The 15,896-nt window shown below is 71.8% G+C and carries 12 protein-coding genes and 1 pseudogene; 5 read left to right on the top strand and 8 right to left on the bottom strand.

The genetic code is table 11. The features are described 5' to 3' along the window. The first annotated feature begins 68 nt into the window (after window positions 1–68). From ACSU53_RS08545 to ACSU53_RS08560, 4 genes are all read left to right on the top strand, one after another. The gene (locus ACSU53_RS08545) at window positions 69–3,356 is read left to right on the top strand and encodes a nitrate- and nitrite sensing domain-containing protein (protein ID WP_437026091.1); all 3,288 of its coding nucleotides are present in this window, start codon (window positions 69–71) and stop codon (window positions 3,354–3,356) included. A gap of 10 nt (window positions 3,357–3,366) precedes the next feature. Next, window positions 3,367–3,780, top strand: coding sequence for a roadblock/LC7 domain-containing protein (locus ACSU53_RS08550; RefSeq protein WP_004983065.1), 414 nt, complete (start codon window positions 3,367–3,369; stop codon window positions 3,778–3,780). A gap of 94 nt (window positions 3,781–3,874) precedes the next feature. Beyond that, window positions 3,875–4,447: a DUF742 domain-containing protein gene (locus ACSU53_RS08555; protein ID WP_437026093.1), complete on the top strand. Its 573-nt coding sequence runs from the start codon at window positions 3,875–3,877 to the stop codon at window positions 4,445–4,447. Then, window positions 4,428–5,009 (top strand): GTP-binding protein, encoded by a 582-nt coding sequence (locus ACSU53_RS08560; RefSeq protein ID WP_164334568.1) that lies wholly within the window; start codon window positions 4,428–4,430, stop codon window positions 5,007–5,009. Before ACSU53_RS08555 ends, ACSU53_RS08560 begins: the two co-directional genes overlap by 20 nt. A gap of 327 nt (window positions 5,010–5,336) precedes the next feature. On the opposite strand, the gene ACSU53_RS08565 is transcribed toward ACSU53_RS08560, so the two are convergent. From ACSU53_RS08565 to ACSU53_RS08575, 3 genes and pseudogenes are all read right to left on the bottom strand, one after another. Continuing rightward, window positions 5,337–5,531: an acyl-CoA carboxylase subunit epsilon gene (locus ACSU53_RS08565; RefSeq protein ID WP_403642149.1), complete on the bottom strand. Its 195-nt coding sequence runs from the start codon at window positions 5,529–5,531 to the stop codon at window positions 5,337–5,339. Window positions 5,532–5,588: 57 nt separating this feature from the next. After that, window positions 5,589–7,193 (bottom strand): acyl-CoA carboxylase subunit beta, encoded by a 1,605-nt coding sequence (locus ACSU53_RS08570; RefSeq protein WP_437026095.1) that lies wholly within the window; start codon window positions 7,191–7,193, stop codon window positions 5,589–5,591. A 116-nt stretch (window positions 7,194–7,309) separates the two neighbouring features. Then, window positions 7,310–7,825: pseudogene (locus ACSU53_RS08575) on the bottom strand (polysaccharide lyase beta-sandwich domain-containing protein); the annotation flags it as partial. Window positions 7,826–7,978: 153 nt separating this feature from the next. Between ACSU53_RS08575 and ACSU53_RS08580 the strand changes: the two are divergent. Next, on the top strand, window positions 7,979–8,590 hold the full coding sequence (locus ACSU53_RS08580; protein WP_437026097.1) for a YceI family protein: 612 nt from the start codon (window positions 7,979–7,981) through the stop codon (window positions 8,588–8,590). 628 nt (window positions 8,591–9,218) lie between these two features. Here the strand turns inward: ACSU53_RS08580 and ACSU53_RS08585 are convergent. The 5 genes from ACSU53_RS08585 to ACSU53_RS08605 all read right to left on the bottom strand — a co-directional run bounded on the left by ACSU53_RS08585 (window position 9,219) and on the right by ACSU53_RS08605 (window position 15,525). Then, window positions 9,219–10,565 carry a hypothetical protein gene (locus tag ACSU53_RS08585; protein WP_437026098.1) on the bottom strand — a complete coding sequence of 449 codons (1,347 nt, stop codon included), beginning with the start codon at window positions 10,563–10,565 and terminating at the stop codon, window positions 9,219–9,221. A gap of 213 nt (window positions 10,566–10,778) precedes the next feature. Next, window positions 10,779–12,383 (bottom strand): citramalate synthase, encoded by a 1,605-nt coding sequence (cimA, locus tag ACSU53_RS08590; RefSeq protein WP_437026100.1) that lies wholly within the window; start codon window positions 12,381–12,383, stop codon window positions 10,779–10,781. 548 nt (window positions 12,384–12,931) lie between these two features. Beyond that, window positions 12,932–14,020, bottom strand: a complete 1,089-nt coding sequence (locus tag ACSU53_RS08595) for a branched-chain amino acid aminotransferase (protein WP_437026103.1) — start codon at window positions 14,018–14,020, stop codon at window positions 12,932–12,934. Window positions 14,021–14,270: 250 nt separating this feature from the next. Next, window positions 14,271–15,314 carry a 3-isopropylmalate dehydrogenase gene (locus ACSU53_RS08600; RefSeq protein WP_437026105.1) on the bottom strand — a complete coding sequence of 348 codons (1,044 nt, stop codon included), beginning with the start codon at window positions 15,312–15,314 and terminating at the stop codon, window positions 14,271–14,273. Window positions 15,315–15,393: 79 nt separating this feature from the next. Next, entirely contained in the window at window positions 15,394–15,525 is a 132-nt protein-coding gene (locus tag ACSU53_RS08605; RefSeq protein ID WP_437026106.1) for a hypothetical protein, read from the bottom strand. Window positions 15,526–15,896: the final 371 nt, after the last annotated feature.

A 15,896-nucleotide genomic window follows, 5' to 3' on the forward strand; every position in this document is an offset into this window, starting at 1 on the left:
ATGACGAGCAGGGTTCTGAGACACAGCGGCACGACTGAGGTGCCGACCGCCGAGAGGTTGTTGGTCGAGTGAGGCGAAGCACGAACGGTCCCGAGCCGTCGGCCCGGGGCAACTTCACCCCGCCGCCGCGCACAGCGGCGCCCGCCCACGTACCCGAACCCGAGGCGGCGGCCGCACCCCCGCCGAGCAGTGGCCGTTTCTCCCCGCGCAACTGGCGGGTGACCACCAGGCTGAACGCGATCCTGCTCATACCCGTGCTGGTCGGCCTCGTCATGGGCGGCTTCCAGGTGAGCAGCTCGATCGAGACCTGGCAGGAGGCCGAGGACGCCGAGAAGGTCGCGCTCCTGGTGCGCGCCGCCGACGACTACGGTCAGGCACTGCTCAACGAACGTGACCTCACCGCCCCCGACCTGCTGTCGGGCAAGGGCGAGACGGAGCAGGTCAAGAAGCTCCGGGCGGCCACCGACGCCGCCAAGGAAGAGTTCGACCAGGTCGCCGAGAACCTGCCGAGCACCGCGGCGCTGGACCGGCGGATGAAGCTCTTCCGCTCCAACGAGACCGGTCTGGCCGCCCTGCGCGAGAAGGCGTACACCGCCTCCATGGACCCGGTGAAGACCGAAGAGGGCTACGTCTCCGTCCAGCACTCCCTGATGGAGTTCGCCAACGAACTCGGTCTCGGCACCGGCAACGTCACCAGCTACGGCCGCACCGTCTACGCGGTCTCCCTGGCCAAGGCCGCCGCCTCCCTCCAGCGCTCCATCGGCGTGCACCTGCTGGTGCGCCCGAGCCAGAAGCCCGAGGTGGCCCAGCAGCAGCGCGTCTCCCTCGCGTCGTACCGCTACCTCGAGGGCATCGCGATCAACGAGTTCGTCTCCTCCGGCACGCAGGGCGACGTCGAGCGGCTCGACGCGATCATGGCCCAGCAGCGCGAGACCATCGGTGACAAGGGCCCCGCGATCGGCGCCGGCGAGTCCTCCTCGACGCAGGGCGGCGCCTACACGGCCATGCCCGCCGCCGACAACATGCTCCAGGGCGTGGCGTCCGGCGCGCTGTCCGAGGCGCAGCTCAAGGAGAACGGCATCACCCTGAAGAACTGGATGGGTGCCTACACCGCCAAGTTCGCCGGGTACAGCGAGGTCGAGTCCGAACTCGTCGACAAGGCCGTGGACGAGGCCCAGACCATCGCCGACGACGCCAAGCGGGACGCGCTGATCACCGGCGCCGTCGTGGTGATCGCCCTGCTCGCCGCGTTCATCCTGGCCGGCATGGTGGCCCGCCAGATGAGCCGCTCCATGCGCCAGCTGCGCAACGCCGCGTTCGGCATCGCCGAGCAGCGCCTGCCGATGCTGGTCGACCAGCTCTCCCGGACCGAGCCCGGCCGGGTCGACACCCGGGTCGCACCGATCCCGATCACCTCCACGGACGAGATCGGCGAGGTCGCCCGCGCCTTCGACCAGGTCCACCGCGAGGCGGTGCGGCTCGCCTCCGAGCAGGCCCTGCTGCGGGGCAACATCAACGCGATCTTCACCAACCTCTCGCGCCGCAACCAGTCGCTGATCGAGGGCCAGCTGACCCTGCTCACCGACCTGGAGAACAACGAGGCCGACCCGGACCAGCTGGAGAACCTCTTCCGCCTGGACCACCTGGCCACCCGTATGCGCCGCAACGGCGAGAACCTCCTCGTCCTCGCCGGCGAGGAGCCCGGCCGCCGCTGGGACCAGCCGGTCCCGCTGGTCGACGTGATCCGCGCCGCCTCCTCCGAGGTGGAGCAGTACGAGCGCATCGAGCTGTCCGGCGTGCCGGAGGCGGAGATCCACGGCCGCGCCGTGACCGACCTCGTGCACCTGCTGGCCGAGCTCCTGGAGAACGCCACCACGTTCTCCTCGCCGCAGACGAAGGTCCGGGTCACCGCGACCCGTCTCCCCGACGGCCGCGTGATGATCGAGATCCACGACAAGGGCATCGGCCTGACCGCCGAGGACTTCGCGGACATCAACCACAAGCTGGCCAACCCGCCGACCGTGGACGCCGCGATCTCGCAGCGCATGGGCCTGTTCGTGGTCGGCCGGCTGTCCGACCGGCACGGCATCCGCGTCCAGCTGCGCCCGTCGGGCGAGCAGGCGGGCACCACCTCGCTGGTCATGCTGCCGGACGCGATCACCCACGGTGGCGGCGGCGAGCAGCCGGGCCACGACGAGTTCACGGTCTCGCAGATCATCCCGGAGCAGAACTTCCAGGGCGAGGACTTCAACCAGCAGCCGCTGCGCACCGCCGCGGAGCTCGGGTTCGACGACAGCCGCTACGAGGTCCCGGACGACCTGCGCGACCTGGACCCGGTGGGCCGTTCGCTGATGCGCGAGGGCCGCCGCGCGGCCCTGGAGGCCCAGCAGCCGTCCGAGGCTCCCGCCGCGGACGAGGCCGGGGCCACCGGCGAGTTCGCCGCCCCCCAGGACTACGACCGGGGCCCGGGTTACGACGCGGGCGTCCAAGCCGCCCAGGGCTTCGACGACGGCTACCGGGACCAGCAGCAGGCCCCGGCGTACGGCGGGCAGCAGCAGGCCGGGTACGACCAGCAGGCGTACGACGGCGGCGACCAGCAGGCCTACGGCAACACGCAGCAGCAGTCCTACGACAACGGCTACTACGCGCCCGGCGGCGACGCCCAGCAGAACGACGCCTACGCGGCGAACGGCGCCTACGCGGACCCCGGGTACCCGGAGCAGTCCCCGGCCGGCGGACCGGCGGGTGCCTCCCCGGAGTCGTTCCCCGGTTTCGCCGACCGGCGCCGCGAGGACGACTGGCCGCAGGCCGACGGCTACCGCAACGGCTACCCTGCCCAGTACCCTGCGGGTGCCCAGGAGTCGGAATCGACGCAGGCCGCTGACGCAGGTGAGCGGGACGGCGTAGGCTTCGACCGTCCGGGACCGGCCCCCTCCGACGCCCACGAGCTGACCGACGCCGGGCTGCCCCGCCGCGGATCGACCGCGAGCGGCGCCACGGGCGGCGCGCGGCACGCGGGCCAGGAGACGCCGGCCTCCACTCCGGAGACCAACGGCGACGGCAGCGGCTGGCGTTCGGCGAACGACGAACGCTGGCAGCAGGCCTCGCAGCTCCGGAAGCCCAAGGCGGGCGGAGTGACCTCCTCGGGTCTGCCGCGGCGGGTGCCCAAGGCCAACCTGGTCCAGGGTTCCGCCGAAACCACTCCTCAGGGAGGCCCCCAGGTCTCCCGCGCCCCGGAGGACGTCCGGGGCAGGCTGAGCAACCTGCGGCGCGGTGTCCAACGGGGCCGCAACGCAGGCAGTGAAACGAACGGCCAGGGCTTCGGTCCTGACAGCACCTACAACCAGGAGCGTTAGTGTGAGCCCGATGAGCCAGGCGGCACAGAACCTGAACTGGTTGATCACCAACTTCGTGGACAACACCCCGGGGGTGTCCCACACGGTGGTGGTCTCCGCCGACGGACTCCTTCTGGCGATGTCCGAAGGCTTCCCCCGCGACCGCGCCGACCAGCTCGCGGCCGTCGCCTCCGGTCTGACGTCTCTGACGGCAGGCGCCTCCCGGATCTTCGAGGGCGGCAGCGTGAACCAGACGGTTGTGGAGATGGAGCGGGGATTCCTGTTCATCATGTCCATCTCCGACGGTTCGTCGCTCGCCGTCCTGGCACACCCGGAGGCGGACATCGGCCTCATCGGGTACGAGATGGCCCTCCTGGTGGACCGGGCCGGTACCGTTCTCACCCCGGATCTTCGTGCGGAGCTCCAAGGGAGCCTTCTCAACTAACAGACGGACGGTGCGCTTTGTCGTCCCGGGGCCGTAAGGTTTCGGGACGCGGCTCCAGCATGATGGATGCCAGGCACAGTCGGAGGAGGAGAAAGTGGCAACACCCCCAGGCGGTTCGTCGTCGGGCAACTGGTCGTACGGCCCTGCACAGGGCCCGAACGACGGTGCCCAGAGCGGGTACGGCTACCCCTCCGCCCCCGACCACCGGCAGCCGTACGCGCCGCAGGACCCCGGTCCCTCGCCGTACGACCAGCCGCACGCGCCGCGCATCCAGCCCGTGCAGCCACAGCGTCGCGCCCCCGAGCCGACGCCCGCCGGGGCGTCGAACAGTCCCCTGGTGCGCCCGTACGCCATGACGGGCGGCCGCACCAGGCCGCGGTACCAGCTCGCCATCGAGGCACTGGTGCACACCACCGCGCAGCCGCACCAGATGCAGGGCCAGCTGCCCGAGCATCAGCGGATCTGCAACCTCTGCCGGGAGATCAAGTCGGTGGCCGAGATCTCGGCCCTGCTGACCATCCCTCTCGGCGTGGCCAGGATCCTCGTCGCCGACTTGGCGGAGGCGGGACTGGTCGCCATCCATCAGCCCGGCGGCGACGAGAACGCCGGCGGCCAGCCAGACGTGACACTGCTCGAAAGGGTGCTCAGTGGACTTCGCAAGCTCTAGCGGCGGTCCTTCCCGCTCCACCACCTCCGCGAAGATCGTGGTGGCGGGCGGCTTCGGCGTGGGCAAGACCACGTTCGTCGGCGCCGTCTCGGAGATCAACCCGCTGCGCACAGAGGCCGTCATGACGTCTGCGTCCGCAGGCATCGACGACCTCACCCACACCGGGGACAAGACCACCACCACGGTGGCCATGGACTTCGGCCGTATCACGCTCGACCAGGACCTGATCCTGTACCTGTTCGGCACGCCCGGCCAGGACCGGTTCTGGTTCATGTGGGACGACCTGGTGCGCGGCGCCATCGGCGCGGTCGTCCTCGTCGACACGAGGCGGCTCGCCGACTGCTTCCCCGCCGTCGACTACTTCGAGAACAGCGGACTGCCGTTCGTCATCGCCCTCAACGGCTTCGACGGACAGCAGCCCTACCAGCCGGACGAGGTGCGCGAGGCGCTGCAGATCGGGCCCGACACCCCGATCATCACCACCGACGCCCGCCACCGCTCGGACGCCAAGTCGACGCTCATCACGCTCGTGGAGCACGCGCTGATGGCGCGTCTGCGGTAACCGGCCGCCTCCCCGGCGGAACCCGGCGCCCCGGCGGCGCCGGACGGAGCAACGCCCCCGCGGCCATCGGGCTGCCGGGGGCTGTTGTATGCCGTCCCACGACGGCCTGCCGCCCCTTCCGCGGTCCGGCGACGGCCGGTCCCCCGCGACGGCCGGCCCCACACGGCGGCTGGTCCCCCGCGACGGCCGGTCCCACACCACGGCCGCCCGCCCGCGCGTACGGCACCGCACACCACGACGCCGAGAGGCCCCTCCCAAGCTGCGGGAGGGACCTCTCGGGGCCGGTGGCGTCGGACGCGTCCGGTGCGGACCGGGGTCCGCGCGGGCTCAGCGCCAGCTGTGCGGGGCGCGGAAGCCGCCCTCGCGCTCCAGGCGGCGCCAGCCCGCCTTCGCGCGGCCGCGGTGGGCCGGGGCGGTGTCGGCGGGGCGGGCCGCCGCACGGGCCAGCAGGATCGCCGTGATGGCGGCGACCTCCTCGGGCTCGGCGTGGCCCTTCTCGACGCGGATGTCGGGTGTGCTCATGGGGCTCAGTCTCCCTGGGAGAGGGGTCCGCGGGGTTGCCGCGGCGGGTCCGTCCGGTTACTGGGGCGGGTTGCCGTGCTTGCGGGACGGCAGGTCGGCGTGCTTGGACTGCAGCATCGCCAGGGACCTGATGAGGACCTCGCGGGTCTCGGCGGGGTCGATGACGTCGTCGACCAGGCCCCGCTCGGCCGCGTAGTAGGGGTGCATCAGCTCCGACTTGTACTCCTTGACCATGCGGGCGCGCATGGCGTCGGGGTCCTCGGCGTCGGCGATCTGACGGCGGAAGATGACGTTGGCCGCGCCCTCGGCGCCCATCACGGCGATCTCGTTCGTGGGCCAGGCGTAGGTGAGGTCCGCGCCGATGGACTGGGAGTCCATGACGATGTAGGCGCCGCCGTACGCCTTGCGCAGGATCAGCGAGATGCGCGGCACCGTGGCGTTGCAGTAGGCGTAGAGCAGCTTGGCGCCGTGCCGGATGATGCCGCCGTGCTCCTGGTCGACGCCCGGGAGGAAGCCGGGGACGTCCAGGAAGGTGAGGATCGGGATGTTGAAGGCGTCGCACATCTGCACGAAGCGGGCGGCCTTCTCGGACGCCTCGATGTCGAGCACGCCGGCCAGCGTCTGCGGCTGGTTGGCGACGATGCCGACGACCTGGCCGTCCATCCGGGCCAGCGCGCAGATGATGTTGCGCGCCCAGCGCTCGTGGACCTCCAGGTACTCGCCGTCGTCGACGATCTCCTCGATGACCTTGGCCATGTCGTACGGCCGGTTGCCGTCGGCCGGGACCAGGTCGAGCAGGACGTCGCCGCGGCGGTCCGCGGCGTCGGAGCTCTCGGCGCGCGGCGGGTTCTCGCGGTTGTTCTGCGGGAGGAGCGAGAGGAGGTAGCGCACCTCCGCGATGCAGGTCTCCTCGTCGTCGTACGCGAAGTGGCAGACCCCGGAGGTCTCGGCGTGCACGTCGGCGCCGCCCAGGCCGTTCTGGGTGATCTCCTCGCCGGTGACGGCCTTGACGACGTCGGGGCCGGTGATGAACATCTGCGAGGTGTCGCGGACCATGAACACGAAGTCCGTCAGGGCGGGGCTGTAGGCCGCGCCGCCCGCGCACGGGCCGAGCATCACGCTGATCTGCGGGATGACGCCGGAGGCCTTGGTGTTGCGCTGGAAGATGCCGCCGTAGCCGGCGAGGGCGGAGACGCCCTCCTGGATCCGGGCGCCGGCGCCGTCGTTGAGGGAGACCAGCGGGGCACCGGCCGCGATGGCCATGTCCATGATCTTGTGGATCTTGGTGGCGTGGGCCTCGCCGAGGGCGCCGCCGAAGATCCGGAAGTCGTGGGCGTAGACGAAGACCGTGCGGCCCTCCACGGTGCCCCAGCCGGTGATCACACCGTCGCTGTAGGGCTTCTTGGCCTCCAGACCGAACCCGGTGGCCCGGTGCCGGCGCAGCTGCTCGACCTCGCGGAAGGACCCCGGGTCCAGCAGGAGCTCGATGCGCTCCCGTGCGGTCAGCTTGCCCTTGGCGTGCTGGGCCTGGGTCGCCTTCTCGCTCGGGCCGGCCAGCGCCTGCGCACGGATCTCGTGCAGTTCGGCCACGCGGCCGCGCGCGTCGGCCGGTTCCTCCGGCAGGTCGGTCGGCTCACCCGGCGCCTCGTCCAAAACGGTCATGTAGTGACCTTACGAAGTCGACGGGTGATTGCGAGCCGTCGACTCCTCACAGTCTCGACGGCGATTTCCTGGTACCACTGAACAGAACCACGGCGGTGTGCAGGCTTTCCGACTGCTCAGAGGGCGTGCCGCTTGTAGGGGTGGCACAAAGCCGTTCGGGTGAGGGTCGGCTCACACCGGTGCGTGGCACCTGCCTCCCCCGGAGTGACGCGCAGCCGCGGCCGGGGCCGGAGGGCGAGGATTTCCACGGTCCGGCCGGCCCGTACGGGCCCCCGGACCGGGTGATCCCAGATCATCTGCAGCGGTTCGCCCGTTCGGGTCGGATCGCTCACGCAGAGGGTAGCGGTCCCCTCCGTGCGGCGGACCAGCACGCCCGCCGGGGACGAGGCGGTGAGCGGTCCCGCGGTGCCCGGGTGCCAGAAGCCGGCGGCGGGGAGGCCGAGGCGGGGCAGGGCGACCGCCTGCCGGCTGCCGTCGCCGGCCAGGATCCGCAGCCGGCCGCGGTCGGCGGCCCGGCGGGCGACGCGTCGCCGGGAGGCACCGGGCAGCAGGACGTAGACGTAACGGGCGTCGGCGGGGTCGGTGCCGTGGTCCAGCCAGAGGGTGTGCCGGCGGGGGGTTCGGCGTTCGGGCGGACCGGCGGCGTCGATGCCCGGCTGATTCTTTTCGCCACTTCCCAAAAGATGTTGAACTTTGAAGGGAATGGGTCTACGGTGGGTCTTGTTGAGTTAGTTGAACATTGAACGGGATCCCCCGTTCACCCCGTCCCCAGAAGGAGAAAGACCGTGGGTATCTTCAACCGCAAGAGCGACGACACCGCGACCGCCACCGCCACCGCGACCGCCGCGGGGCCGGACCTGTCCGCTCTCACCGGTGACTACACGATCGACCCCTCGCACACCACCATCGGCTTCGTCGCCCGGCACGCCATGGTCACCAACGTCAAGGGCAGCTTCAAGGAGTTCACCGGCGCGCTGCACCTGGACGGCTCCGACCCGTCGAAGTCCACGGCTTCCATCGACGTGGTGATGGACAGCATCGACACCGGCAACGCCGACCGTGACGGCCACCTCAAGAGCGCCGACTTCTTCAAGACGGACGAGTTCCCGGCGATGACCTTCCGCTCCACCGGGATCGAGGCGGCCGGCGACGGCGAGTACCGCGTCACGGGTGACCTCACGATCCTGGGCACCACCCGGCCGCTGACCATCGACGTCGAGTACAACGGCGCCGCCACCGACCCGTTCGGCAACCAGCGCGTCGGCTTCGAGGGCAAGGCCGAGATCTCCCGCGCGGACTGGGGCCTGACCTGGAACGCCGCGCTGGAGACCGGTGGCTTCCTCGTCTCCGACAAGATCAAGCTGAACTTCGACATCTCGGCGATCCGCAACGCCTGACCCCCGGCGGCGCGGCCCCGCCGCGCCACCCTCTGAGCGCGCCCGTCCGACGGCACCTGGTGCCGGAAGGCGGGCGCTCGGCATGTCCGGCCCCTACGACGAGCGGCGAGCGGCGAGCGGCGGGTGCGGGGAGCGTCGGTCGGGCACGGCGGCCGGGGCGTGGTCGGCCCGGCACGGTTGGCTGGGCACGGTTGGCCCGGCACGGCGGTGGGTGGTGCGGACGACCTCGGGAGCGAGGCGGGCGCCGCAGCCCTCCGCGCCGGGGGGCGTGTGAGGTGCGGGCGTGCAGGGAGTGCGGCGGGGTTTGCCACCCGGCGCGTGCGGCACCTGGACAGGGAGCGCGCCGGGGGCGCGCTCCTGTCCCCCGGGCTTGACCGGGGGCGGGGCGCCGGTTCTTCGCCGGCGAAGGCGTCGTGAGGCTCCGGTCACTAGCCCGGCTGGGCGGCGGCAGGAGGCTCCGTTCCGGGATCGGAGTCGGGGTCGGGGTCGGGTCTGAGCCAGGGTCGGGGTCGGGGTCTGAGTCCGGGGCGAGGCCGGGGTCGCGTGCTCGATCCGGCGTCGGCGGAGGGCGCAGGCACAGGGCGACGGGTGGCGGGCGCAAGCCGCTCGCCCCGGTCGGCGGCAGAAGTCAGAAGCCGCCGCCGAAGTCCCCGCCGCCGAAACCGCCACCGCCGAAGTCGCCGCCGCCGAACCCCCCGCCGAAGTCGCCGGGGTCGAAGTCGGCACCGGACAGGTCGCCGCCCTCGTAGCCGCCGAAATCGCCGTACCCCGCGCCGTAGTCGGCCGCGTAGGCGGGTCCGGCCATCATGCCGCCGAGCATGGTGCCGACGAGGAGACCGGGCAGCAGACCGCCGCCGAAGTAGCCGCCGGCCCAGGGACCGTAGGCAGGACCGGCCTCCCAGTAGGGGCGGCGCCCGTCGGCCGTGTCGACCTCGCGCACCGCCGGGTCGAGCCCGTCGTCGAGACGGGTCTTGTCGGCCGCGCACACCGGCACGTCCCGCGCCGCCCCGCCCGGGGGTGTCCAGCGGACGTCGGCGACCGAGGGGCCGTGCCGCGGGTCGAAGAAGCACGGCGGGCGCCGCGCGGGCAGTTCCCTGCCCTCACGGCGGGCGGCGAGCACGGCCAGGGAGAACCGGCCGTCCTCCACGGCCTGGGTGACCGCCTTGACGTCCTCGGGTTTGCGGGCCGCCGCCATCAGCCGTTTCGCCTGCTCGTAGGCGTCCAGAGCGTGCTCGTAGTCGGTGCGCATCGCGTCGTCGGCACCGGCCTCCGCCGGGTGGAAGTCGAGCCGGTCGAGTTCCTCGCCGAACGCGGTGATGTCCTCGTCGACCACCACCCGCAGCTTCTCCAGAGCGGCCCGCTGCTCCTCCTCGTGACGGCGCCGGTTGCGGCGGGACAGGGTGTACACGCCTGCGCCGCCCGCCGCCAGCACGGCGCCGACCGTGATCAGCCCGCCGACCGGCACCTCACCGCCGCCCTCGTTCCAGCTGCCGGGCGCCGAGCCCTCCATGGTGCGCAGCGCGTCGTCGACGAAGTCGTTCAGCTGGGCCTTGGCGTCCCCGGCACCCTGTGCGGCCGCGACCAGGTTGCGCACGCCCCGGGGACTGACCACGGTGCTGTCGGCGCGCGCGTCGAACCGGTCGCCCAGCCGGACGCCGTAGAGGCCGGTCACGCCGGTCTCGGTGCGCAGGTTGCGGAAGAGGTTCTCGGTCGGCTGGTCGGCCGGGAGAACGGCGACGAAGACGGGTTTGTCCGCGTCCTCGATCCGGTCGGCCAGGGCCTCGGCATCCGACTCCGACAGGATGTCCTCGGCTTCGGGAGCGACGTACACGGGGCTCTCGCGCAGGGCCCGGCCGACCTCCGAGAGGTCGGTGGCCGCCTGCGCGCCGGGCGCCGTGCCCAGCAGCACCGCCAGTGCGGCGGCCACCGGGACGATCAGCAGGCGTATCGATGTACGCGACAGCGCGACCTTCATACTCCCGAAGCTACCCGAATCGAACAGAAAACGGACATCGGGTGCGCGGAAGAATGCGAAGACGGCCGCAATCGGAAACACTCCCGCCCGCGCCACGACCCCAGCCACGAGCCACTGGCCACTAGCCACGCCACGGTCAGGCCCGCCGGGCGGCCGGGTTGGACGCCGGGCGGCCGGCCCGGACGCGCCCGGCCCGGCCGCCCGGCCCCGGTCCTACGCGACCGGTTCGACGCCCGCGCGCAGCAGTCCGTACGCGTACGCGTCCTCCAGTGCCTGCCAGGACGCGGCGATGACGTTGTCCGCGACGCCGACCGTGGACCACTCCGCCGCACCGTCGGACGTGGAGATGAGCACCCGGGTCGTGGACTGGGTGCCGTGCTTGCCCTCCAGGATGCGGACCTTGTAGTCGACCAGCTCCAGCTTGGCGAGCTGGGGGTAGATCCTCTCCAGGGCTACGCGCAGCGCCCGGTCCAGGGCGTTGACCGGGCCGTTGCCCTCCGCCGTGGCGACGATCCGCTCGCTCTTGGCCCAGAGTTTGACGGTGGCCTCGTTGGCGTGGCTGCCGTCGGGACGGTTCTCGACGATCGCGCGCCAGGACTCGACGGCGAAGTACTTCACCGGGCGGCCCTCGGTCTCCGCCCGCAGCAGGAGTTCGAAGCTGGCGTCGGCCGCCTCGTAGGTGTAGCCCGCCAGTTCGCGCTCCTTGACCCGCTCCACGACCCGGGCGACCAGGTCGCGGTCGTCGCCGAGGTCGATGCCGAGTTCCTTGCCCTTGAGCTCGATGGAGGCGCGGCCGGCCATGTCGGACACCAGCATCCGCATGGTGTTGCCGACCTGCTCGGGGTCGATGTGCTGGTACAGGTCCGGGTCGACCTTGATGGCGGAGGCGTGCAGGCCCGCCTTGTGCGCGAAGGCCGAGACGCCGACGTAGGGCTGGTGGGTGGACGGCGTGAGGTTGACGACCTCGGCGATGGCGTGCGAGATGCGGGTCATCTCGCGCAGCCGCCCCTCGGGCAGCACCTTCTTGCCGTACTTCAGCTCCAGCGCCGCCACGACCGGGAAGAGGTTGGCGTTGCCGACCCGCTCGCCGTACCCGTTGGCCGTGCACTGCACGTGGGTCGCGCCCGCGTCGACGGCGGCGAGGGTGTTGGCGACCGCGCAGCCGGTGTCGTCCTGGGCGTGGATGCCGAGCCGGGCCCCGGTGTCGGCGAGCACGGTGGCGACCACGGCCTGGATCTGCGCGGGGAGCATGCCGCCGTTGGTGTCGCACAGGACGACGACGTCGGCACCGGCCTCGGAGGCGGCGCGGACCACGGCCTTGGCGTAGCCGGGGTTGGCGCGGTAGCCGTCGAAGAAGTGCTCGCAGTCGACGAAGACGCGGCGGCCCTGGGCCTTCAGGTGGGCGACGGTGTCGCGGACCATCTCCACGTTCTCGTCGAGCGTGGTGCGCAGGGCGAGTTCGACGTGGCGGTCGTGGGACTTGGCGACCAGGGTGATCACGGGTGCGCCGGACTCCAGGAGCGCCCTGACCTGGGGGTCCTTGTCCGCGGTGGTACCGGCGCGCCGGGTGGAGCCGAAGGCGACCAGCTGGGCGTGGGTGAAGTCGATCTCCTGCCGCGCGCGGGCGAAGAACTCGGTGTCACGCGGGTTGGCGCCGGGCCAGCCGCCCTCGATGAAGCCCACGCCGAACTCGTCCAGGTGCCGTGCGATGGCCAGCTTGTCGGCGACCGTGAGGTTGATGCCCTCGCGCTGGGCGCCGTCGCGCAGGGTGGTGTCGAAGACGTGGAACGAGTCGTCGGGCTCGCTGGTTGCGGTCATGGTCTGAAGGCTCCTGATATTGATCTCGGTCTACCGGAATGACCGGTTCCACCGTCTCTCCATGGTCCCTCGCGCCCGTCCCCCGGCTGCGGATGGGCCAGGAAACAGAAAAACCCCTCGCGGGTGCGAGAGGTCTGCGCGCGGGTCGAGGACGACGGTGTCCGCCCGTACCGTGTCGTACGTGCGGTCACTGCGGACCGGCGCGCCTGCTGCCAATAATCGTGGCGAACGAGAGCACGGGGGCAGTCTGGCACATTCCGCCCCCGCGTCCGGCGGCCGTCTCAGGATGCGGGCGGAGGCGTCCCGGCCATGGGCCCAGGGACGAACTCCCCGCCCCCCTGACGCTCCCCCGCCCCCTCCGTGGAGCTGACGGGACCGCCCGCTGCCGCGGGGCACGGCTCGGGGGCCGCCCCGGAACGTGATGTCCCGAGACGGCCCCCGGTGTCCGGTGGCGTCGCACCGGCCGGAACCGGTCGCCCGGCCGGTCCGCGAGCGACGCGGACCGGCCGGCCCATGACGCCTCTGGCCCGGCCGGTCAGCCCGGCCGGTCAGCCCAGCCGGTGCATCCAGCCGTGCTTGTCCTCGGCGGTGCCGCGCTGGATGTCGAGCAGGGCCTGGCGCAGCCGCTGCGTGACCTCGCCGGGCTCGCCGCCGCTCTGCTGCCACTCGGCGCCGGCCCGCTTGACGGTGCCGACCGGGGTGATGACGGCGGCGGTGCCGCAGGCGAAGACCTCGGTGAGGGTGCCGTTCTCGGAGTCGCGCTGCCACTGGTCGACGGAGACGCGCTCCTCCACGGCCTCGTACCCCAGGTCGCGGGCGACGGTCAGCAGGGAGTCGCGGGTGACGCCCTCCAGGATGGAACCGGTGAGGGTGGGCGTGACGATCCGGTCGCCGTACACGAAGTAGAGGTTCATGCCGCCCAGTTCCTCGACCCAGGTGTGCTCCGTGGCGTCGAGGTAGCAGACCTGGTCGCAGCCCTCGGCGGCGGCCTCGGCCTGGGCGAGCAGGGAGGCGGCGTAGTTGCCGCCGGTCTTGGCGTCGCCCATGCCGCCGGGGACGGCGCGGACGCGGTCCTCGGAGACCCAGATGGAGACCGGCTTCACGCCGCCCGGGAAGTAGGCGCCGGCCGGGGAGGCGATGACCAGGAACAGGTACTCGTTGGCGGGCTTGACCCCCAGCCCGACCTCCGTGGCGATCATGAACGGGCGCAGGTAGAGCGACTCCTCGCCGCCGTGCGCCGGGACCCACGCCTTGTCCTGGCGGACCAGCGCGTCGCACGCCTCGAGGAACGTCTCGACGGGCAGCTCCGGCATGGCCAGGCGGCGGGCGGAACGCCGGAAGCGCTCGGCGTTCTTCTCCGGCCGGAAGGTGGCGACGGAGCCGTCGGGGTGCCGGTAGGCCTTCAGTCCCTCGAAGATCTCCTGCGCGTAGTGCAGGACGGTGGTGGCGGGGTCGAGCGGGATCGGCGCGTACGGGACGAGCTGGCCGTCGTGCCAGCCGCGGCCTTCCGTCCACTTGATCGTCACCATGTGATCGGTGAAGTGGCGGCCGAATCCGGGGTTGGCCAGGATCGCCTCGCGCTCTGCGTCCGAGAGCGGATGGGCGGAGGGCTTGAGCTCGATCGTGGGCGTCGTCATGAGTGGTCTGTCCTTCACCGGTTGTAGTGACGAGCCGCGCACACTCCCGTACGGCCGGTGGCCGTTACTAGGACGTCCGAGCATTCCCTCATTCCGCGGCTCCGCGTTCGATTATCGCCCGGGGGCGGCTGCGGAAGAAACGGGGTGAATGCGGCCCGTTGGTCGATGGTGGCACCCGGCGGGGACATGCGGAAGCCGCCGGGCGCGGAAGGGACCCGGCGGCTTCGTGTGTGGTCGAGAGCGCGCCCGGTCAGCCGGCTACCCGTACGGCGAGCGCGTCGCCGATCTCGGACGTGCTGCGTGCGGGCAGGTCACCGCGTTCAGCGAGGTCGGCGGAGACGGCGTCCTCGATGCGGGCGGCCTCGGACTCGTGGCCGAGGTGGCGCAGCAGGAGGGCGACGGACAGGACGGTGGCCGTCGGGTCGGCCTTGCCCTGGCCGGCGATGTCGGGGGCCGAGCCGTGCACGGGCTCGAACATGGAGGGGAACTCACCCGAAGGGTTGATGTTGCCGCTCGCGGCGACGCCGATGCCGCCGGAGACGGCCGCGGCGAGGTCGGTGATGATGTCGCCGAAGAGGTTGTCGGTGACGATGACGTCGAAGCGGGCCGGGTCGGTGACGAGGTAGATCGTCGCGGCGTCGACGTGGATGTACTCGGTGGTGACCTCGGGGTACTCCTCGGCCACCTTGTGGAAGATGTTGGTCCACAGGTGGCCGGCGAAGGTCAGCACGTTGTTCTTGTGGACCAGCGTCAGCTTCTTGCGGGGGCGGGCCTGGGCGCGGGCGAAGGCGTCGCGGACCACGCGCTCGACGCCGTAGGCCGTGTTGACGGAGACCTCGGTGGCGACCTCGTGGGGCGTGCCGGTGCGGATGGAGCCGCCGTTGCCCGTGTAGGGGCCCTCGGTGCCCTCGCGGACGACGACGAAGTCGATCTCCGGCTGGCCCGCGAGCGGGGTGGCCACGCCGGGCAGGAGCTTGCTCGGCCGCAGGTTGACGTGGTGGTCGAAGGCGAAGCGCAGCTTGAGCAGGAAGCCCCGCTCCAGGACCCCGGAGGGGACGCCGGGGTCGCCGATGGCGCCCAGCAGGATGGCGTCGTGCTTGCGGAGTTCGGCCAGATCGGCGTCGGTGAGGGTCTCACCGGTGGCGTGGTAGCGCCGGGCGCCGAAGTCGAACTCCCTGGTCTCCAGCTTCACATCCTGCGGAAGGACGGCCGAGAGGACCTTGAGCCCTTCGGTCACGACCTCCTGGCCGATGCCGTCACCGGGGATCACTGCGAGATTGATGCTGCGAGACATGCGGGCACCCTACTCCTCGTCCCATGCACTGACATGAGCTGTCCGGGATGCGGACACCCGCATGGCGGACGGGCCCCGCTCAGTGACCGGTCGAGCCGCCGTTGTCCCGGCGGTCGAGGGCGCGCTGCAGGGCGGCGGCCGCGTTCTTGCGGTCGGACTCGGCGGTGCGGGAGGTGTGGCGGACGCGGCGGCGGGCGGTCGTCTCGGGCATGGGTCATCGGCTCCTTCGGAACGCGCGCCGGAGCGCGCGGAGGGTCACGGGACGCCGGAAGGGGCGGGGAGCCCGGGACCGCAGGGGGTGACCTGCACGAGGGTCCGGCTCACGACCGCCGTTCGCTGGATCGAGCGAGACGTTCGGCTCCTACAAAAGTAAGGGCGCGCCGCGCGTCTGTCTGCACAATTACTTGGGCTTCCTACTATCTGAGACGGTGGACTGCGTCACACCGCACTGACCTGGGCTTTTACCGGTTCTTGGAGGTCGGCGGGCGAACGTGGAGGACGCCACCGTCCGCCGCCGGGCCGTCCCCACGGGCCGCCGCCGGGCCGCCGCCGGGCCGTCCCCACGGGCCGCGGGCCGCGCGC

The organism is Streptomyces sp. enrichment culture, from assembly GCF_964273255.1.
Classification (GTDB): Bacteria; Actinomycetota; Actinomycetes; order Streptomycetales; family Streptomycetaceae; genus Streptomyces.

Coding starts and splice junctions, on each gene's coding strand:
- ACSU53_RS08595 (WP_437026103.1), bottom strand. CDS start 14,020: ATGACGACGCCCACGATCGAGCTCAAGCCCTCCGCCCATCCGCTCTCG.
- ACSU53_RS08565 (WP_403642149.1), bottom strand. CDS start 5,531: ATGAGCACACCCGACATCCGCGTCGAGAAGGGCCACGCCGAGCCCGAG.
- ACSU53_RS08570 (WP_437026095.1), bottom strand. CDS start 7,193: ATGACCGTTTTGGACGAGGCGCCGGGTGAGCCGACCGACCTGCCGGAG.
- cimA (WP_437026100.1), bottom strand. CDS start 12,383: ATGACCGCAACCAGCGAGCCCGACGACTCGTTCCACGTCTTCGACACC.
- ACSU53_RS08600 (WP_437026105.1), bottom strand. CDS start 15,314: ATGTCTCGCAGCATCAATCTCGCAGTGATCCCCGGTGACGGCATCGGC.
- ACSU53_RS08585 (WP_437026098.1), bottom strand. CDS start 10,565: ATGAAGGTCGCGCTGTCGCGTACATCGATACGCCTGCTGATCGTCCCG.
- ACSU53_RS08605 (WP_437026106.1), bottom strand. CDS start 15,525: ATGCCCGAGACGACCGCCCGCCGCCGCGTCCGCCACACCTCCCGCACC.
- ACSU53_RS08550 (WP_004983065.1), top strand. CDS start 3,367: ATGAGCCAGGCGGCACAGAACCTGAACTGGTTGATCACCAACTTCGTG.